The sequence below is a fragment of the Pseudoalteromonas sp. SG45-2 genome (genome assembly GCF_014164115.1).
In the GTDB taxonomy this organism is placed as follows: Bacteria; Pseudomonadota; Gammaproteobacteria; order Enterobacterales; family Alteromonadaceae; genus Pseudoalteromonas; species Pseudoalteromonas distincta.
The window spans coordinates 1-19,011 of record NZ_JACJEO010000025.1 but is presented as its reverse complement, the minus strand read 5'-3'; the positions used below and the strand labels follow the sequence as shown (position 1 = coordinate 19,011).

Genomic DNA, 19,011 nt, shown 5'->3' with positions numbered 1-19,011 from the left:
TAGTGTGTTTTTTATTAAGCCGAGATTTATTTAGGCCATGCTGTTAATTGGCTCATGTCTTGTTCTGTGTGTTGAACCTCTGGGCCAAGCATTAGGCTGTCGCCTTCGCGTACAAATACTGCCATTTCTTCAAGTGCGAGTTTGTGCTCGTAGTACTTACCACCTTCGTAAGATTGTTTATCAGGAAAGCGAATCCAGTTGCCTTGTGGTAAATAAAACTTCACTTTACCGTTTGGTACGACACACGGCACTACTAACAATTTTTCACCGCACATAAATTGCTGATCAAAACTATGCGCTAGCACATCATCAGGAAATGCTAAAACCATTGCACGCTGAATTGGCAAGCCAGTTTGCTGTGCTTGTATGGCACATGTTTGTAAGTACGGAATTAACTGGTAGCGTAATTTAAGCGCTGCAAATACCGCATCACTTGCTTGCTCTGTGTAAGACCAAGGTTCGCGAGGACCAATACCATGTAAGCGCATATGCGCACTAAATACCGACGCTTGCGCCCAGCGTACATAAAGCTCTGCATCGCGAGTGTCTTTGTAAAAACCGCCAATGTCGGTTGCAAAAAATGGCCCGCCCGACATACCCCACGCTAAACTGCCACGAATACTTGCCGCTAAACCCTGCCAATCGGCCTGTGGGTCGCCGCCCCATTGTGCAGGAAAACGTTGGCTGCCAGTCCATGCTGAACGGCTAAACAAAAATGGCCCTGTTTTACAGTACTTTTCTGCAGCTTCATAAACGCAGCGGTTGTACAGCATGCTATAAACATTATGCAGTCTAATGCCGCTATCGCCACTGTGCGATACCATGTTTTCGTCTTCTAGCTGTTCGCCAAAGTCTGCTTTTATCATATCTACGCCCAGCTCAAACAATGGCTTGTGCGATTCGAGCCAGTATTCGTAAGCGTCGGGGTGAGTAAAATCTAAAATACCCGACTCTGGTAATGGTGTAAGTACTTCGCCAAATGGGCTTAAATCCCACTCGTATTGATACGCTTTACCGGTGCGTTTATCTTTTATAAGCCAGCCATTTTCGGCCGCTTTAGCAAATAATGGGTTATTTACCGAGATCATCGGGTATTCCCATACGCAAATTTTAAAATCCATGGCTTTTAGTTCATCAAGCACTGGTTTTGGGTCGGCGTAGCGTGTTGGATCCCATTCAAATGCAAAGCGGGTGTCGGTGTCTTGCCATGCGCGGCCATCAAGAGTAATTACGTCGCACGGCATACTTTTAGCACGCACTTCGCGGGCAACACTCAGTAATTCGTCAGCATCTTTGTAATACGCTTTTGATAAAATAACACCAAAGCTCCACTGCGGTGGCACCGGTGCAAAACCTGTTAGCTCACAGTAACGGTTAATGCTTTGAGCAGGTGTTTGTTCTTGATATAAAAATACATCTAGCGCGTCATCTTCAACTAAACATACATATGCGCGTTGCGACCAAAGTGCATAGCCTACGCCATGAGTTACCGGTGCAGGTGTGTGTACAAATAAGTTCCAGCCTTCTGGGCTCCATGCATACGGTGTGTTTTTATAAGACTTTTCGGCGTTAACGCCTAGCGCATCGTGGTTGTATGAACGAATAAGTTGGCCGCGTTTATCAAGCTTGCCCCATTTTTCGCCAAGACCATACACGGCCTCATCGTAGTTAAGCTCTAAGCTTAGTATCCAGCCGTTATCAGTTTTAGCCAGTGGCGGTAAACGATGCTGGCGTACAAAGTGGCCATCGGTTGCTGATTGCTGCACTAGCTCATCGTTTTTATAAAGTTTGAAATGAAAAGGGTCGCAGTAAAACTCTAGCCGGTATTCGCCACCACTTACACTGTAATCATTATTGTTTTTGCTAAGTGTGAGGGGGTATTCTGATGGGGTTGTGGTTAATATTTTAAACTGCTCGTCATGCGTGGTGCCTGCATTTAAACGTAAACCAAACTGGCTTATCGTTACGCTAATATCACCAAACTGAGTGGGCAAAACCAACACATTACCTTGTAACTTTGGCTGTGCGGTTAAGCGTGCTGGTTCTATTGCGTTCCAGTCTGGCTCACGTAATTCAAATGCATTCATGGGAGTTCCTTAACCAATTATTAGTCTTGTATAAGACACAAGTTAAATAATTGTAATCCCCATGTCAACGTAAATAAACTCAAGATGAATTATTTACATCGCAATTTTTAAAAAATGCCAGGTGCCGATGTAGCCACCAGCGATACGCCGCTCAGTCCTAGTAACGTAATAGCTATAATGCGTATCCATTTAGCGTCAACGTAAGGCGTTAATTTACGAGCAAAATGCGTAACTAACAACACTAAGGGAATAGCCGCTGCAATTAAAAACATAATGTCGAGCCCCGGCAAAGTACCAAATAAGGCGATACCTACACGTACTAGCCCGCCAATAGTAAATACCGCTAATAACGTACTGCGAATAGCTTCAATAGACCAACTTTGCTTATAACACTGAAACACAAGCGGCGGCCCTGAAGTTGAAAACAACCCACCAAGTAATCCACTCACCCCTCCAGCTATTAAAAACGAACGAGGACGACTTTGTTTATTAGCACGATCGCGGCCAATCAGCATTAAAGCGCAGCACAGCAGAATACTTACACCTAAAATAAAGTTTAAATAGTGCGTTAAATGCGACGACATAAACTCAAGCAGCACAAAACCTATCAGCATTAACGGTATACCGGTATACAACATAAGTTTTAGCTCGGGTACTTTTACCGAACTGCGGTTTTTAACGACCACGGTTGTTGAATTAACTAACCCTAGCAAACTCACTAAAAATGTAGTTGCCGTAAGTGGCAATACATCAAGCAACGTAAAGCTTGCAACTACCAGCAACCCAAAGCCAAACCCGCTAAGAGTTTGCATTACAGTGGCAAGGCTTAGGCACAACGCCATAAGCAAAATGAGTTCAAAAGAAATACTGAGCACTTTTAATTTCCTAAGGGTGAGCTATTGTAGTGTAACGATTTGTTTTTAGGCATAATGTATATTTTGCGCCTATTAAACATTACAGCAGTAGTTCACGTTTAATTGAGCTAGCGCAAATATGCGTAAAAGGTTTCACCTATGCTATAACTACAGGTGGATTAAATTTAATGGTAAATAATAATGAGTAACTCTATGTTTGATCACAAATTAAGTGGCCCAAGCTTGGCTTTTCAACCACTTTACTTACAAGTGGCTGATTATATTAAACAGCTCATTGTTGAAAGACGTTGGGTACCTGGCGAAGCACTACCAAGCGAATTTCGCCTTGCTGAAGAATTTAACGTAAGCCAAGGTACAGTTCGTAAAGCACTAAACTTATTAACCGACAATAAAATAGTAACTCGTCGCCAAGGCGTTGGTACGTTTGTATCAGAGCATACTGCGCAAGATGCCTTATTTAGGTTTTTTCCGTTACAAGCAGACGGTAAAGGTGCCGATTTGCCAAAGGCTGAACTGCTATCGGTTGAGCTTTGTGCAGCGCCAGTTGAAGTAATAGAAGCGTTACAACTCAATAAAAAAGACAAAGTTACCAAGCTTGTTCGTAGGCGCATTCTTAATAACGAATTTTGCATGAGCGAAACTATATATCTACCACAAAGCTACTTTCCTGATATACATCAAAGTAGTGATATTCCGCATACATTGTACCATTACTATCAAACCAAATTTAACCAAACTGTACACAAAACCCAAGACAGTATTAAAGCTGTACTTGCTACAGCTGATGATGCCAAAATGCTTGCTATTAAAGCTGGCGACCCACTGCTGTTGGTATCACGAATTACCGAATCAATCGAAGGTAAGCTAATTGAATACCGCCAAAGCAAATGCCGTAGCGATCATTACCACTATCAAATTGAACTTGATTAATTAAAAGCGTGTTTAGTGCTAAAAACTCACTTTAGCGCATAATAATTAAATATTTTTTAAAGGCAGCAAACGCTGCCTTTTTGCTGCCTGTAGGTTTTTTAACCCACCCATTTACTACTTTGCTGTTAACACAGTATTGACACTGTTTGATTCGTATAATAACTTATGTCTTATACAAGACCCAAGTCATTATGCATTTTTAACAGGAATTCCCAATGAGTTCATTAAATAATATCCCTCCAGTAGGGTTCGGTTTATGGAAAGTAGCACAAGAAGATTGTGCACAAACGGTATACCAAGCCATTAAGGCAGGTTACCGCCATCTTGATTGCGCATCAGACTACGGTAACGAAGAACAAGTAGGCGATGGCATAGCCCAAGCAATAAACGATGGTTTATGTACTCGCGAAGAATTATGGGTAACATCAAAACTGTGGAATACCTTTCATGCACCAGAGCATGTTGGCCTCGCGATTGATAAAACACTGAGTGATTTAAAGCTAGATTACCTAGACTTATACCTAATTCATTTTCCGATTGCGCAAACATTTGTGCCAATAGAAACCCGCTATCCACCAGAGTGGTTTGTTGACCCAGACGCGCAAAATCCACAAATGGAGCTGGCAAAAGTGCCGCTATATTTAACGTGGCAAGCAATGGAAGAGCAAGTACATAACAACAAAGCTAAACGCATTGGAGTATGTAATTACTCAAGCGCGCTGCTTCACGATTTAATGACCTACGCAAATATCAAACCCGCTATGTTGCAAATTGAGTCGCACCCTTATTTAACGCAAGAGCGATTAGTAAGATTAGCTAAGCATTACGATATTCCGGTTACTGCGTTTTCACCACTGGGTGCGCTTTCATACCTTGAGCTAGAAATGGCTGATAAAACTGAATCAGTTCTTGAGCAAAGCGTTGTTAAAGCGGCTGCACACAATCATGGCAAAACGCCAGCACAAGTAGTTCTTCGCTGGGGCGTGCAACGCGGCACAGCCATTATTCCAAAAACTTCAAAACTTGCACGCATGAAAGAAAACCTCGCACTGTTTGATTTTGAATTAACAGAGCAAGAAATGGCGCAAATTTCTGCGCTTAACAGTAATCGCCGATTTAACGACCCTGGGCACTTTTGTGAAGCTGCCTTTAACCGTTTTCACCCAATTTACGATTAGGAATATATAATGTCAGCTACCGAAATTAACTACGCCTCAGTGCCAACTCAATTAACGTTTGATGACTCGGTTTTTCCGTGCATTGTGGTTAATAACAATAACGCCAGCACCGTTGAAGAAGCGGTAGCTTTCATTCGCGCAAATAAAAGTGAATTGGCTAAAAAACTTCGCAGCTCAGGTGCTGTGTTGTTTCGCGGCTTTCCTATAAATAGTGCCGAAACCTTTGATACTTTTTCAGCCGGGTTTGACTACACAAACTTTACCTATAAAGAGTCACTGTCTAACGCGGTACGTATTAATTTTACCGAACGTGTATTTACAGCTAACGAAGCGCCAAAAGATGTAGAAATATACTTACATCACGAAATGGCGCAAACGCCTATTTCGCCAAGTAAATTATTCTTCTTTTGTAAATCGGCCGCAGAAAAAGGCGGTGCAACACCTCTTTGCCGATCAGATAAATTATTTAGTGCGTTAAAAGAATACGACAGCAAGCTTGCCCATGACTTTGAACACAAAGGCCTAAAATATATCACCTATATGCCAGCCGCTGACGACGCAACATCAGGCCAAGGCCGAAGCTGGAAAAGTACGCTAAGTGTAGAAACCAAAGACGAAGCACATAATAAATTAACCGAACTTGGTTACGAGTGGGAATGGCTTGAAGACGGCTCACTAAAAGCCGTTACACCGGTACTGCCTGCGGTAGTAACTCTTGAAAATAACGTACAGGTTTTTTATAACCAACTGATTGCCGCTTACATGGGCTGGAAAGGTGTACGCGAAAACCCATCAATCGCCATTACTTTTGGCGATGGTAGTGCAATACCCAAAGCAGGACTTGATAAAATTGTTGAGCTTTCTAAAGTATTTACCTTTGATCTTGCATGGCAAGACGGTGATGTTGCTTTAGTTGATAACGAAATGGCTATGCATGGTCGTCGACCTTTTACAGGTGAACGTAAACGCCAAGTGTTAGTAGCACTTACCGCAGCAAAAGCGTAATGCAGCGTTTAAGTGGTAAATTAAGCAGTAAAATATCACCTTTATGGCAAGGCGCCAGCATTGCTGCAATGACTGGCCTTGCCGCTTTATTTTTGAGTGAGCATTACGGCGCGCCAGCCATGCTGTTTGCTTTGTTACTGGGTATGGCAGTCTCATTTTTGTATCAAAGCGATAGCCCTTGCGCCAAAGGTATCGATTTTACCGGCACCACGGTTTTGCGTGTAGGTATAGTACTGCTAGGCACACGCATAGCGCTGGGAGATTTAGTAACACTGGGTTGGCAAACAGCACTTATGTTAGCGGGCGCCATATTTACCACTATTATTTTAGGTGTAGTGCTAGCGCGCGTATTTGGCTTACAAAAACGCTTTGGTGCACTAACAGGTGGCTCGGTTGCTATTTGTGGAGCGTCTGCTGCGCTGGCTATCTCGTCTATTATGCCAAACAGCGAGCATAAAGAACGCGATACCCTATTAACCGTTATTGGCGTAACAGCTATGTCGACTATCGCTATGATCCTCTACCCTATCGTGGTTAATTATCTTGAGTTTGACGCCCATAATGCAGGCGTATTTTTAGGTGGCACAATACATGATGTAGCCCAGGTAGTGGGTGCAGGTTATTCGGTATCACCCGAGACAGGCGATATAGCAACTCTAACTAAGCTAGTACGTGTTGCAATGCTACTACCCGTTGTACTTATTATGATGGTTGTTATTAATCACTCAAATAAAGAAAAACACGGAGAGTTACCTAAAGTACCTGGGTTTTTAATTGGCTTTGTAATACTTATGGTAATAAATAGCTGCTTTTCAGTTCCTACAATAGTACTTGAAACCGCTAACGAACTTTCGCAGTTCTTTTTAATTGCTGCTATTTCAGCCATAGGTATGAAAACTAATTTAGGAAAACTAACCGAAGTAGGTATGAAACCCATTATTTTAATTGTGGCTGAAACACTTTGGATTGCGTTATTAATACTTGGATTTGTAATTTGGAGCTAAAGAATTACATTATTTAGGGTATATATTAAAATATTTAGTAGGTAATTAGGTCATGTTTTAACCAATTAAAACCTGTATTTCACCTACTCTAAAACCGTGTACAAAAATAAGCATAAAGCGTTGATTAGAATAGATTTACCTTTAATTAAGAAGTAAAAAAGATCATCTCAATCATAACTAATTAGTTAAAAAACAAACAAACAAATAAAGCACTTACTCTAAAATAAATTTACAATAGGGCTTGGTATATAACTTAATTTACTGTTATCCTGCTTGCCATCGGGTTGACAGAAAACCCTATTTATTTGTAAGTACCACGTTGTTTTAGTAATAATCCTTCGCGTTATCCTCAGTTAAATGTATGTTTTCTTCCTGTTAAATTGCCTAATTTAAGGCGCACTTTTATTAATCCTTAGGATACTATTATGTCTACAACTACAACTGGTACAGTTAAATTTTTCAACGAAGCAAAAGGTTTTGGTTTCATCGAGCAAGAATCTGGTCCTGATGTTTTCGCACATTTCAGCGCAATCTCTGGCGACGGTTTCAAAACTTTAGCTGAAGGCCAACGTGTACAGTTTACTGTTACTCAAGGTCAAAAAGGCCCACAAGCTGAAAACATCGTTAGCATCTAATTGCTTTCGTTAAATGGGTTAGCAATAACCCATTTTGAATACTAGTTTGAAAGAAGTTTTGTTTTATTTGTTAGTACCGAGTTGTTTTAGTAATAATCCTGCACGATATCCTCAAGTTAACTATTTTTTCCGGCTCAATCGCCTCTTTTCAGGCACACTTATATTAATTTTTTAGGATACATATTATGTCTAATACAACTACTGGTTCAGTAAAATGGTTTAACGAAGCAAAAGGTTTTGGTTTTATCGAGCAAGAATCTGGCGCAGATGTTTTTGCACATTTTAGCGCAATCTCTGGCGACGGTTTCAAAACTTTAGCTGAAGGCCAACGTGTACAGTTTACTGTTACTCAAGGTCAAAAAGGCCCACAAGCCGAGAACATTGTTAGCATCTAATTGCTAAACAATTGAATGGGTTAGAGATAACCCATTAATATATTTACCTTCATAATTATTTAGTCGAATATCTTCAAAACCTCCTCTGTAAATATTTTCCAAGCGCAATCTCATTTGTATACACAACTCATTAATTAGTACATTTTTAAACACATTTACTACTATCTCTCTTGAGCGAAAGCGTTGTATTGCCTACAATAGCGCATACTTCATTCAATATAGAATATGACCATGAACGACACTACCGCAAAACCTGCTTTACCAGATCGCCTTTCTATCAACCCACGTAGCCCACATCATGTGGAAGAAGTTTTTGAACACGATATTGGTATCACGTTCAACGGCAAAGAGCGTTTTGATGTTGAAGAATACTGCATCAGTGAAGGTTGGATAAAATTTGCATCTCCAAAAGGGCTTGATCGTCGCGGGCAACCACTTTTACTTACAAGAAAAGGTACTGTTGAAGCCTTTTATAAATAAGCTAATCATACTTATTAAAAAGCGACACCTTATTAGGTAGTCGCTTTTTTTGTGCATTTTTATAACTCATTTAATAGGTTTAGCTTTATTCATGCTCAACCTGATGAAGTTTCATTATAATTATTTAAAAAGTATGTTTGAATAGCGCCATATAGTTTAGATATACAGAAACCCACAATGAATAAAGTAACTATTTTAGATGGCGGCATGGGACGTGAACTTAAGCGCATTGGCGCACCGTTCTCACAGCCACTTTGGAGCGCACACAAGCACTAATAGAAGCCCCGCATTTTGTAACCCAAGCACACCAAGGTTTTATAGATGCCGGTGCTGAAATAATTACAGCTAACAGCTACGCCTGTGTGCCCTTTCATTTAGGTGAAGAACGCTACGAAAGCCAAGGCGCGTTACTCGCAGAGCAAGCGGCGCTTATTGCTAAAGAAGTAGCTCAAAATGCTAAACAAAGTGTATTAGTTGCAGGGTCATTACCCCCTGCATTTGGTTCATATCGCCCCGATTTATTTGAAAGTAAACGTGCCTTTACTATTTTAGATACGTTATACAATGCACAAAATCTCCATGTAGACCTCTGGCTTGGCGAAACAATATCAAGTATTGAAGAAGCGCAAGTAATGGCAAGCGTACTTAAAGGCTCAACTAAGCCATGTTATTACGCATTTACCCTAAGTGATGAAGTAACTGAGCAGGCAACGCTGCGTTCAGGAGAGCTGGTAACCGATGCCATAACCGCACTACTTGAGCAGCAAAACATTGCAGGTATTTTCTTTAATTGCTCTATCCCTGAAGTTATTGAGCAAGCACTGCGTGATACTAACAACGTATTAATTAAGCAAAATAAAAAAGTATCGTTAGGCGCATTTGCTAACAGCTTTACTCCTATTTCAAGTGCTCACAAAGCAAATGAAGCAGTGCAAGACTACCGTGATTTATCTCCTAACGAGTATCTTGAGTTTGCAAAACAATGGCATAGCCTTGGCGCAAATATTATTGGTGGTTGCTGCGGAATTAATCCAAGCCATATCGAAGCACTCTTACAATGGAGAAACGCCATTGAAAAACCTTAACTTTGAGCTGGCTATTCCTGCAATTACATTAGTAATTACCTTATTAGTTATCTCAACTTTATATCCAGAGCAGTCACAATTATTAACAAGCAACGCTATGCATTTTGTAACAGGCTGGTTTGGTTGGTTAGTAGAACTTGTGAGCTTGGCTTTAGTTGGTTTTTTATTTTGGTTAGCTTTTTCAAAGTACGGATCTATTAGGTTAGGTGAAGAAAAAAAAGAGCACTCTAACTTTTCGTACGGCGGTATGATTTTTACCGCAGGTGTAGGTGCTTCTCTTATATATTGGGGAATTGGTGAGCCTATGTATTATTTGCAATCGCCACCACTTTTTGCCGAACCAAATAGCTACGCAGCAGCAGCTTGGTCTGTTACTTATTCTATTTTTCATTGGGGCGTGACTGGCTGGGCCATTTACTGCTTTCCGGCAATCCCGTCTGCGTACGCGTTTTACGTACAAAAAAAGCGTACTTTAAAGCTCTCTACCCTTTGCGAACCTGTAGTAGGCAGCAATCCTATTATTGCTAAAGCAATCGATTTACTTGCAATTTTTGGCACCCTCGCAGCTTTTGCAAGCTCGCTAGCACTTACTGTATCTTTATTAAGTACTGGCGTTTCTGCATTATTAGGAATTAAAAACAGCTTATTACTCCAAGGCAGTATTATTTTATTATTTGTTTTAATGCTTGTTGCGGTAATGCTTGTTGGCTTTAAAAAAGGCATTAGTAAAGTGTCCGACTATACGGTTGTAGCAGCAATATGCTTTGCCTTATTTGTTTTACTTGTGGCTGACTCTCAGTTTATTTTAAATAACTTTACTGACTCAATAGGTGTCATGCTCGATAACTTTTTTAGAATGTCACTTTGGACCGACCCAGTTCAAAAAAGTGGTTTTTCGCAATCGTGGACTCAATACTATTGGTTTTGGTACTACGCTTATTTAATTATGATGGGGCTTTTTATTACCCGCATTTCGCGTGGACGTACTATTAAAGAAGTTATTTTGTAAACTATCTCGATGGGTTCACTCGGTTGTGCATTCTTTATATCAATCTTTGGTGGTTATGCAGTATGGGCACAATTAATTGGTGGCTTACCTGTTCAACAATGGATGAGCGAAGGCGGTTTAACGTTTGCAGTAGTTTCACTAATTCAAACTCTACCATCGGGTAATATTGGCTTAGTATTATTTTTGATTATTCAATTTTTTTAATGCTAACGACTATGTCAAGCGCAAGCGTTGCCACCGCTATGTTGACAACTAATAAGCTAGAACTAAATGGCGACCCCGATCATAAAGTTAAGCTTCTATGGGCTGGTGCAATTGCACTCATTAGTTTTAGCGTATTTTTATGCGGTGGTGGAATAGATACTATTAAGTCACTCTGCGTTGTAGCAGGCCTACCAATGATGTTTATTTACATGATCTTAGTAAAGCAATTAATGATGCAGCTAAAGGGTGTAAATCAAATAAAAACACTTGATCAGTATGAAAGTATAAATTCCGAAACAGTTAAAGTGAATTAGTAACATTTTAAGGCCTCATATTATGAGGCCTTATTTACTATTACTGAGCATGTTACTAAAGCATGAAAGAGGTCGCCTTTTAAAACAAAGAAGCCTTAGTATTTAAAATAAATCAGTATTAATTTAGCCGACGAGAGCCATACCACCAGCAGCAACTAAGCGTTAAACCATTTGATCCAATTTGCTACCTGAACACGGGCATTTTTCGTCATTTTGCTTAAGGCATTGCTGATAATTAAACCAATGGGCCACAGCAATAAAAGCCGAGCCTATTAAGGTTAGTGCTTTTTCGGCTATTTCATGCCCTAGCAATACCGCACATATCATAAAAGACAGCCCAATAACGCCGCAGGCCATATAACGTTTACGCTTGTGCTTTTTACAGCCTAAACTTAATGCCAATAAACTGGTGGGCAATACCGCCGCAAGAATCCATAAATGAAACTGCTCACTATCTATTTGCAATACGGCAAAGCTTGGTAATAATGCTAAAATAACCGGGGTTGCAAAACAATGTACTGTGCACATTACCGATAACCCAATTGCCATACGATCCATAACACTTTGACTCGACTTCATTATTTCCTCTACTAAATCAGTGTCTCCACTCAAAAACGTTACTTTTAAAGAGACATTTTAATAACATCAGTTAATTTCTATTGATATATTATAACATTACTCAAATAATTGATATAATATAACATCTAACAAGGTAGTCAAATGAAACGTAGATCACAATTAGCTGTTCTCATAGCAGCTTTATTGCCGGCTAGTGTGCTTGCATCCACAATTGAAGACGTTGTTTTAAACAACAAAGGTAAAGTAGTTACCAATGCAACGGTAGAAGTTGAAGGCTCAGACCTTAAAGTAGCCACCGATAAAAACGGTAAATTTGTAATAACCGAGCTAAAAAATGGCTTAAAAGAGCTACATGTTGTAGCCCCTGGCTATGCGCATCTTCATCGCGATATAACAATAACGAATGATGAAAACCAATCAGTTACGTTTAATTTAAAGCGCTCACCTATTGAAGTTATTGATATTGAAGCAACCCCTATTCATATGTCGGCAATGGAATCTGCATCGCCTGTTAGTGTTTTATCTGGCGAACAACTAAGGCGCCAACAAGCCGCAACCCTTGGCGATAGCCTTGAAAAACTCCCAGGCGTTAATACAAATTTTCACGGAAAAGTAGCCAGCACACCTATTATTCGTGGCTTAAGCGGCCCGCGTGTACTCATTACTCAAAATGGCCTTGATGTCAGTGATGTATCTCGCGTTGGCCCCGATCACTCTGTTGCATCGGAGGCTTCTACTGCACAACAAATTGAAGTATTACGCGGCCCTGCAACACTGTTTTATGGCAGTGGCGCAATTGGCGGTGTGGTTAATGTGGTAGATAACCGCGTACCAACCGACAGCACAACACGCGGTGAGTGGAACGCAGAGCATAACTCTGTTGATAACCAAAAAGTGGTCTCGTTTAATGCCACCACAGGTACCGATTCATTTGCTTTTTATGCCGATGCGTTTTGGCGTGAAGCTGATGACTACGAGGTACCTGTAGCCGCAGCTATAGATAGCGACGGTGAAGGCCATAGTGGCGATTACAAAGTTGAAAACAGTAATGAAGAGTCTGATGGTTTTACTGTTGGCGCTAGCTATTTAATAGATAACGGCTTTATTGGCTTAGCAGTAGAGCAATTTAATCGTCAATACGGTATTCCTGGTCATACGCACGGCGAGGAAGGAGAAGAACACAGCGACGAAGAAGAAAGGGTATTTGCTGATTTAGAGCAAACTAAAGTGCAATTATTAGGTGAGTACAACCTAGATAATAAATGGCTAAACAAAGTTAACCTGCGCGCTGGCCATACCGACTACGAACACGCTGAAATTGAAGGTGGCGCTGTAGGCACCACATTTAAAAACGAAACAAACGAATTACGCATAGACCTACTACATAACCAATTTAGCGAGTGGAATGGCGGCATTAGCTTTCATTACAAACAAAGCGATGTTGAAGCACAAGGTGAAGAGGCTTTTACGCCTCCATCTAAAACCGAAAGCTTTGCTGTAGCGTTAATGGAAGAAAGGCACTTTGGGGATTTTTTAGTGCAGTTAGGTGGGCGTATTGAGCGTGTAACAATTAAAGCAGGCGACGTATTACTGCCAAATATTGACGCTCACGCACACGATGAAGTAGAAGAAACCGACGAGCATGATCACGACCACGAAGAAAGCGCAGAAACCATTCGCGTATTTGATGTAGAGCATGAATTTACACCAATCAGTTTATCGGCAGGCGTAGTTTGGGATTTTACACCTAACTATAACTTAGGGCTTTCGGTATCGCGCTCTGAACGTGCGCCTTCTGCCTCTGAATTGTTATCGTTTGGGCCGCACATTGGTACTGGCACTTACGAAGTAGGCGCACTATTTGATTTAGATGAAGACGGCCATTTGGGTTTATCTGATCAAGCAATAGATCTGGAAACAGCCAATAATGTTGATTTAACCCTGCGTAAAACCCAAGGTGATGTTGGCTTTATTCTAAATGCCTTTTACAACCAAGTAGATAACTATTATTACCAAATAGACACTGGTTTATACGCACAAAGTGGCCACGACCATGGCGATGAAGAAGGCGCTGACGAACACGACCATTCATCAGAACTGCCGGTTTATTTATTTAAAACAGGCGACGTAATTTTACACGGGTTTGAAGCGCAAATTGCGTGGCAATTAACCGATGAATTTAAAGTAGATTTATTCTCTGATTACGTGCGTGCACGCCTTAAAGACGGCGGCGATTTACCCCGTACACCACCGCTTCGTTTTGGTAGCGAGTTAAGCTATCAAACAGATAAATTAAGTGCGCATATTCACGTTACTCGCTATCAAAAGCAAGACCGCACAGCCCCACAAGAAACAGCCACAGGCGGTTACACATTGGTTGATGCAAGCATCTCTTACGACCTTTCAGTATTAAACCAAGATATGTCTGTGTACCTGCGAGGCACCAACTTAACAGATACAGAAGCACGCGTGCACAGCTCGTTTGTAAAAGATATAGCACCACGTCCAGGGCGTAGCTTTGCGCTAGGCATTCGCGGTTATTTTTAAGCATTAAAAAATTATAATTAAAGGAAATAAACATGAAAAAACTATACAAATTAAAGCTTATTGCACTGGCTATTAGCACTACATTTATTACAGCCTGTGGCGATGCAGAGACTAATATTGTAGAAAAAGATCCTATTATTGTAGAGGACGAGCACGATCATGACGATGATCACGACCATGATGATGGCTACACAATTGATTCATTAGGCAGATTAGCTGTGCTTGCAGGCAACAGCAACGAAGCCAGCTTTTATGACCTAGATGACAACGCTTTACTTGAAACATTTACCCTGACGAATGATTCAAACACGCTGTCGTCATCACCTGATTTTCGTTATGCCGTTATTGCTAGCCGCGCTCAAGATTACTTAGGCTTTATTGATGGTGGTTTATGGCGTGAAGACCATGGCGAGCACCTGCACGATTACGAGCAAAGCCCAGCGGCTAGCAGCTATGAGTTAACAAGTGGCAGTCGCCCTACACACTTAATAACTCACGACGGGCAATTAGCTGTTTTTTATGATGGTGATACAGATTCAGGCACGGTTGCCTCTGTTGAAGTATTAACAGATAACGACATAACCAGCGCAACAGCAACACTACCGGGTATTAGCTACGATATTAATATGCACGGCGTAGCAGAGCCACGCGGTGAGCATTTATTATCAACACTTCGCCGTGATGACAGCGAAAGCACATCGGTTGCTAAAGTACTGCCAGACCAAGTAGGTGTTTATCATTTTCATGATGGTGAATACGAGCTTGAACAAACCTTAGAGCTGACGTGTCCTGATTTACACGGTGCGGCACAAAACCACGACTACGTAGTATTTGGCTGTAGCGATGGTGTGTTATTAGCCCACCAGCACGATGATGAATACGAAGCTGAAAAAATAGCGAACATTGCAGCCGTTGGCGATTTACGTATTGGTAGTATTTATGGCCACGAAGATAGCGAGACCTTTATTGGCGTAGCATCTGGCCATGGTGGCGGCGAAGCCGTAATTGTAACTATTAACCCTGCAACAGCACAAATGGAAGAACTAGAATGGCAACTAGCTGATGGCGCAAGTGCCGTGTCGTACTCTTTTTCTGCCCATGGCGAGCACTTTTTAATATTAGACAGCTTAGGCTTTTTAAATGTATTTAGCGCACACGACCATGATGGCGAAATGCATTGGGAGCTTGAAGGCCAAGTTGATATTACCGAGCAAGATGTATCGACCATGCCTGAGGGCATGAACTTTAGCATGACAGTTGCGCAAAATGGTCAGTTTGCTTACGTTGCCGACCCGATTGCTCAGCACGTTGTGCAAGTACACCTTGAAGACTTAGAAATTGAAAGTGAGCTAGAGCTTACTTTTGCTCCTAGTGCAATTACTTGGTTGGGTATTGCGCAAGAAATAGAAGATGAAGATCACGACCATTAATTTAAAACTAACGCTTTAAGTTAAAGCCACAAAGTAAAAAACCCGTAATTAGGTTTACTAATTACGGGTTTTTTACAGCTATTTATTTAGCTCTATTGTTACTTACGGCGCCAGCCACTCCATACATCATCTATATCATCGGCTTTATTTTTTTTCTTTTTCTTGCCTGTGCCTTCTGGTTTTGCCATTGGCTTTTCATTTTTAAGCGCCTCGGAAGCATCAAGATTAGCTTGGTTTACAGCAAAACCGGTTACTTCTTCACGCTCTAAACGTAGTTTGTTTTTCTTCTCGATTATTTTAAAGTGATGCAAATCTTCGTAATCAACCAATGAAAGCGCTAAGCCTACTTCACCAGCACGGCCGCTTCGACCAATACGGTGCATATAATCAGAAGGACTTCGTGGTAGATTAAAGTTTATTACCACTGGCAGCTTTTCAATATCTAAACCACGTGCAGCAATATCGGTTGCGATAAGCACCTCTATTTCGCCGGCTTTAAATTTTTCAATTACACGAGTACGCTCACTTTGGCCTTTATCACCATGGAACACTTGTGCATTCACACCGCGTTTTTCAAGTTTACTGGCTAAATGCTCACAGTCTTTTTTAGCATTTACAAAAATAAGTGCTTGGCGCCATTTATGGATTTTAATTAAATGCGCTAAAACCGTGGTTTTTTCGCCTTTATTTACCGTAAACACGCGTTGAACAAGTGTGCTTTCGTCTTTGTTTTGTAGTTGTATTTCAACTGGGTCGTTTAAAAGCTCTTGCGTTAATAGCTTAACTTGCTCAGGGAAAGTTGCTGAAAACAACATGGTTTGTTTTTTAGCAGGCATTAACGCTAAAAGATCAGCCAGCTCTTCGGCAAAGCCAAGGCTTAGCATACGGTCGGCTTCATCAAGCACTAAGGTCGTTACTTTATCGAGCTTAATCGCATTGCTTGAGATTAAATCAAGCAAGCGACCAGGTGTTGCCACAATAATATCGGCGCCGCCGCGCAGTGCCTGCATTTGTGTATTAACCGATACACCACCAAACACCGCAACCGTTTTAATCGCGCCATTAAAATTTGCAGAATACGATTTAACGCTATCGGCCACTTGCGTAGCAAGCTCACGGGTAGGTACTAAAATAAGCCCCGTTACAAAATTACCTTTACTCGCTGGTTTTCTACTACCTTGCTCAACGAACATCTTTTGTAGCATAGGCAGCGCAAACGTCGCAGTTTTACCTGAGCCGGTATTTGCCCCCGCAATTAAATCGCTACCTGCAAGTACACTTGGAATCGCCTTAGCTTGAATAGGTGTAGGCTGGGTATATTCCAAATCGGTTAAACGAGCTTGTAGCTCTGGAATAAGGCCAAGATCGTTAAAAGTACTAGGGCTTGTTGCTGAGGTCATGAATATTACGGGCTCATTGCTAAAAAAGTAGCCTGTAATTTTAGCGTATTTAGCGCTTATTAAGTAGGGATTAGTGATCTAAATAAAATGAACCTTGTTTTATTCAACGATAATCCTCTGGATATTGCCTTGTATTAATACTATTTCTCATATAGTTCAATCATTACGAAAATCGCATGAACACGCTGTATTCTTGATTTCAACATTTCAAGTGTGTTATTTTTTGATATCTGATGGATTAATTTTAGATACAAGGAAATATCATGTCTCAATTTGATTTATGCTTTAATACAAAAAGCAGAGCAAGCCTACCATTTAACACTAGTGATTTAGAGCAACTAAAGCGATTTAGAGAAGATAACCCTCATATTATAGGTAATTTTATACCTCAAGGAACTCCCTTTATTTTAAGATCTCCACAGTCTGGGGATATGAGTGACTTTAGGCGTTCTCGTCCTGACATAGCTTGCGCACTTGACAGTACTGTGTCTTGGCCTCAGCATACAAAAAGAAATGTCAGTACTATAGTAAACAGCTTCGGTGATGAAGATGCCTTGGCTATTGCCGCACTATATGACGCAGAAATCTCCCCATACGTGGACAAAGTGAGAAAACTGACAGAACTAAAATTTTTAGGTAGAAATTTTGACGCTATTGCCGCTACTGGTGCGGCATTTACTTCCCTAGAGTCAAGCCAAGTAAGATTGAGCTCATTTGGAAAAGCAATTCTAAAATACCAAACTAGCTTGATTGAAATAAGAAAAGCATCGCAAAACAAGCAACCTAAGTTAGAACTAATCAAGCTAGGTAACAGAGCTAAGCAAGCTCACCTAGAGCTTAATACTGTATTTAAAAGGGAAATGGTCAAATTCAAAGGCAAGGTGAAAGCATCTGCGAAAGGTAATATATGGTCTAGTGCACAGCGAGGCATTGATACAGCAAGAAGCGCAAGAACTTCTACTCCCCTCAAATTAACTTCTTTAGCTAACATACAGCACTTACGTAGACTAGAACAAAATTCTAATTTTGCAGGAAAGTTTATCATTGCTGTTGATGCTGGTCTTAGGGCTGATAGCGTTTATAAAGATTACAAAGCAGGTAAAGATTGGCAGCGACGTGCCATTGTTGAAACAACAGGGCTTGGTTTAGGGACAGCCGCAGGCATTGGCGCCGGAAGTGCAACAGTTACAGCTGGTGTAGGTATAGCAATTGCCATGGGGCCAGTTGGTTGGGTTATCTTAATTGGAGCCGGCCTCGGGGCTGGATTCATGGTCGGTAAAGCGGGTGATGAAGTTGGTAAGTTTATTTCTGGCGAATTATATGATTTAAGCTCAAGCATTGACTGGTTTTAAATTATGTATGTAATGCCTGAAAAAATATTTTTATTTATCTCTTTACCAATAATAATGAGCTATCTTATTTCAACCTTATGCTTCACTCGCATTACAATGAAACACATTGAGAGAAAATTGCGCGAAGAAGGGGTACATGAGCCGCTTTGGGACAAAGGAATAGGCATAAGAGTAAGCATGTATGGCAAAGTTATTAGACGGCAAAAGCCAGTAAAAGCTACGATAGTTAATGATGAAGCGATTTTGCGACACGCGCGGCCTATAGACTTAATTTTAGCTCGTATAATGCACATATCATTTTTAGGTTTGATGTTAGTTATTGCCTATGGCTACTTTGCTTATGACTTAAGTGAGCGCACATATTAAAAAGGCGCATTAAGCTGTCTCTTATACACAAATCCCTGCTAAGAAATTAGCGGGGATTTTTTTGAACTAAATCTCAATGTCATGATCAGATCTTCAAATCTTGTTTGAGGGCACATTATGATTAACGAACATACTC

General features: G+C 40.9%; 18 protein-coding genes and 1 pseudogene. 15 read left to right on the top strand and 4 right to left on the bottom strand.

The window, feature by feature from the left end; translation table 11 throughout:
• Positions 1-26 precede the first annotated feature (26 nt).
• On the bottom strand, positions 27-2,087 hold the full coding sequence (locus tag H5116_RS16765; RefSeq protein ID WP_182716675.1) for an alpha-xylosidase: 2,061 nt from the start codon (positions 2,085-2,087) through the stop codon (positions 27-29).
• Positions 2,088-2,194: 107 nt separating this feature from the next.
• Positions 2,195-2,962, bottom strand: a complete 768-nt coding sequence (locus H5116_RS16760; protein WP_024595864.1) for a sulfite exporter TauE/SafE family protein — start codon at positions 2,960-2,962, stop codon at positions 2,195-2,197.
• A 180-nt stretch (positions 2,963-3,142) separates the two neighbouring features.
• Between H5116_RS16760 and H5116_RS16755 the strand changes: the two genes are divergently transcribed.
• From H5116_RS16755 to H5116_RS20220, 11 genes and pseudogenes are all read left to right on the top strand, one after another.
• Positions 3,143-3,892: a GntR family transcriptional regulator gene (locus H5116_RS16755; protein ID WP_024595865.1), complete on the top strand. Its 750-nt coding sequence runs from the start codon at positions 3,143-3,145 to the stop codon at positions 3,890-3,892.
• A gap of 215 nt (positions 3,893-4,107) precedes the next feature.
• Positions 4,108-5,070, top strand: coding sequence for an aldo/keto reductase (locus H5116_RS16750; RefSeq protein ID WP_182716674.1), 963 nt, complete (start codon positions 4,108-4,110; stop codon positions 5,068-5,070).
• 9 nt (positions 5,071-5,079) lie between these two features.
• Positions 5,080-6,075 carry a TauD/TfdA family dioxygenase gene (locus H5116_RS16745; protein ID WP_182716673.1) on the top strand — a complete coding sequence of 332 codons (996 nt, stop codon included), beginning with the start codon at positions 5,080-5,082 and terminating at the stop codon, positions 6,073-6,075.
• Positions 6,075-7,079: a YeiH family protein gene (locus H5116_RS16740; protein WP_182716672.1), complete on the top strand. Its 1,005-nt coding sequence runs from the start codon at positions 6,075-6,077 to the stop codon at positions 7,077-7,079. Before H5116_RS16745 ends, H5116_RS16740 begins: the two co-directional genes overlap by 1 nt.
• Before the next feature lie 425 nt (positions 7,080-7,504).
• On the top strand, positions 7,505-7,714 hold the full coding sequence (locus H5116_RS16735; RefSeq protein WP_024595869.1) for a cold-shock protein: 210 nt from the start codon (positions 7,505-7,507) through the stop codon (positions 7,712-7,714).
• A 185-nt stretch (positions 7,715-7,899) separates the two neighbouring features.
• On the top strand, positions 7,900-8,109 hold the full coding sequence (locus H5116_RS16730; RefSeq protein WP_007580429.1) for a cold-shock protein: 210 nt from the start codon (positions 7,900-7,902) through the stop codon (positions 8,107-8,109).
• A 231-nt stretch (positions 8,110-8,340) separates the two neighbouring features.
• Positions 8,341-8,589, top strand: coding sequence for a DUF3297 family protein (locus tag H5116_RS16725; RefSeq protein WP_002963088.1), 249 nt, complete (start codon positions 8,341-8,343; stop codon positions 8,587-8,589).
• A gap of 177 nt (positions 8,590-8,766) precedes the next feature.
• Positions 8,767-9,674: pseudogene (locus H5116_RS16720) on the top strand (homocysteine S-methyltransferase family protein).
• Positions 9,661-10,683: a BCCT family transporter gene (locus tag H5116_RS16715; protein WP_220487486.1), complete on the top strand. Its 1,023-nt coding sequence runs from the start codon at positions 9,661-9,663 to the stop codon at positions 10,681-10,683. The pseudogene H5116_RS16720 and the gene H5116_RS16715 overlap by 14 nt, the downstream one beginning before the upstream one ends.
• A 9-nt stretch (positions 10,684-10,692) precedes the next feature.
• A complete protein-coding gene (locus tag H5116_RS20225; RefSeq protein ID WP_220487485.1) occupies positions 10,693-10,887 on the top strand; it encodes a BCCT family transporter in 195 nt (64 codons plus the stop codon).
• Positions 10,888-10,898: 11 nt separating this feature from the next.
• Positions 10,899-11,201 carry a BCCT family transporter gene (locus tag H5116_RS20220; RefSeq protein WP_220487484.1) on the top strand — a complete coding sequence of 101 codons (303 nt, stop codon included), beginning with the start codon at positions 10,899-10,901 and terminating at the stop codon, positions 11,199-11,201.
• 162 nt (positions 11,202-11,363) lie between these two features.
• On the opposite strand, the gene H5116_RS16710 is transcribed toward H5116_RS20220, so the two are convergent.
• Positions 11,364-11,780 (bottom strand): MerC domain-containing protein, encoded by a 417-nt coding sequence (locus H5116_RS16710; protein WP_182716690.1) that lies wholly within the window; start codon positions 11,778-11,780, stop codon positions 11,364-11,366.
• Between the two features lie 141 nt (positions 11,781-11,921).
• On the opposite strand from H5116_RS16710, the gene H5116_RS16705 reads away from it, so the two are divergent.
• Both H5116_RS16705 and H5116_RS16700 read left to right on the top strand, forming a co-directional pair.
• Positions 11,922-14,327, top strand: a complete 2,406-nt coding sequence (locus H5116_RS16705; RefSeq protein WP_182716671.1) for a TonB-dependent receptor — start codon at positions 11,922-11,924, stop codon at positions 14,325-14,327.
• A 32-nt stretch (positions 14,328-14,359) separates the two neighbouring features.
• Positions 14,360-15,757, top strand: coding sequence for a 5-methyltetrahydrofolate--homocysteine methyltransferase (locus tag H5116_RS16700; protein ID WP_182716670.1), 1,398 nt, complete (start codon positions 14,360-14,362; stop codon positions 15,755-15,757).
• A gap of 98 nt (positions 15,758-15,855) precedes the next feature.
• On the opposite strand, the gene H5116_RS16695 is transcribed toward H5116_RS16700, so the two are convergent.
• Positions 15,856-17,157 (bottom strand): DEAD/DEAH box helicase, encoded by a 1,302-nt coding sequence (locus tag H5116_RS16695; RefSeq protein ID WP_182716669.1) that lies wholly within the window; start codon positions 17,155-17,157, stop codon positions 15,856-15,858.
• Positions 17,158-17,420: 263 nt separating this feature from the next.
• Here H5116_RS16695 and H5116_RS16690 point away from each other — a divergent pair, with 263 nt between their 5' ends.
• Together H5116_RS16690 and H5116_RS16685 are read left to right on the top strand one after the other, a co-directional pair.
• On the top strand, positions 17,421-18,509 hold the full coding sequence (locus H5116_RS16690; protein WP_182716668.1) for a hypothetical protein: 1,089 nt from the start codon (positions 17,421-17,423) through the stop codon (positions 18,507-18,509).
• A 12-nt stretch (positions 18,510-18,521) separates the two neighbouring features.
• Positions 18,522-18,875 carry a hypothetical protein gene (locus H5116_RS16685; RefSeq protein ID WP_139015392.1) on the top strand — a complete coding sequence of 118 codons (354 nt, stop codon included), beginning with the start codon at positions 18,522-18,524 and terminating at the stop codon, positions 18,873-18,875.
• The last annotated feature ends 136 nt before the right edge of the window (positions 18,876-19,011 follow it).

Excerpts from the sequence above, each read along its gene's own strand:
- H5116_RS16765 (WP_182716675.1), bottom strand. The coding sequence starts at position 2,087 with ATGAATGCATTTGAATTACGTGAGCCAGACTGGAACGCAATAGAACCA.
- H5116_RS16755 (WP_024595865.1), top strand. The coding sequence starts at position 3,143 with ATGAGTAACTCTATGTTTGATCACAAATTAAGTGGCCCAAGCTTGGCT.
- H5116_RS16750 (WP_182716674.1), top strand. The coding sequence starts at position 4,108 with ATGAGTTCATTAAATAATATCCCTCCAGTAGGGTTCGGTTTATGGAAA.
- H5116_RS16745 (WP_182716673.1), top strand. The coding sequence starts at position 5,080 with ATGTCAGCTACCGAAATTAACTACGCCTCAGTGCCAACTCAATTAACG.
- H5116_RS16740 (WP_182716672.1), top strand. The coding sequence starts at position 6,075 with ATGCAGCGTTTAAGTGGTAAATTAAGCAGTAAAATATCACCTTTATGG.
- H5116_RS16735 (WP_024595869.1), top strand. The coding sequence starts at position 7,505 with ATGTCTACAACTACAACTGGTACAGTTAAATTTTTCAACGAAGCAAAA.
- H5116_RS16730 (WP_007580429.1), top strand. The coding sequence starts at position 7,900 with ATGTCTAATACAACTACTGGTTCAGTAAAATGGTTTAACGAAGCAAAA.
- H5116_RS16725 (WP_002963088.1), top strand. The coding sequence starts at position 8,341 with ATGAACGACACTACCGCAAAACCTGCTTTACCAGATCGCCTTTCTATC.
- H5116_RS20225 (WP_220487485.1), top strand. The coding sequence starts at position 10,693 with ATGGGTTCACTCGGTTGTGCATTCTTTATATCAATCTTTGGTGGTTAT.
- H5116_RS20220 (WP_220487484.1), top strand. The coding sequence starts at position 10,899 with ATGTCAAGCGCAAGCGTTGCCACCGCTATGTTGACAACTAATAAGCTA.
- H5116_RS16710 (WP_182716690.1), bottom strand. The coding sequence starts at position 11,780 with ATGAAGTCGAGTCAAAGTGTTATGGATCGTATGGCAATTGGGTTATCG.
- H5116_RS16705 (WP_182716671.1), top strand. The coding sequence starts at position 11,922 with ATGAAACGTAGATCACAATTAGCTGTTCTCATAGCAGCTTTATTGCCG.
- H5116_RS16700 (WP_182716670.1), top strand. The coding sequence starts at position 14,360 with ATGAAAAAACTATACAAATTAAAGCTTATTGCACTGGCTATTAGCACT.
- H5116_RS16695 (WP_182716669.1), bottom strand. The coding sequence starts at position 17,157 with ATGACCTCAGCAACAAGCCCTAGTACTTTTAACGATCTTGGCCTTATT.
- H5116_RS16690 (WP_182716668.1), top strand. The coding sequence starts at position 17,421 with ATGTCTCAATTTGATTTATGCTTTAATACAAAAAGCAGAGCAAGCCTA.
- H5116_RS16685 (WP_139015392.1), top strand. The coding sequence starts at position 18,522 with ATGCCTGAAAAAATATTTTTATTTATCTCTTTACCAATAATAATGAGC.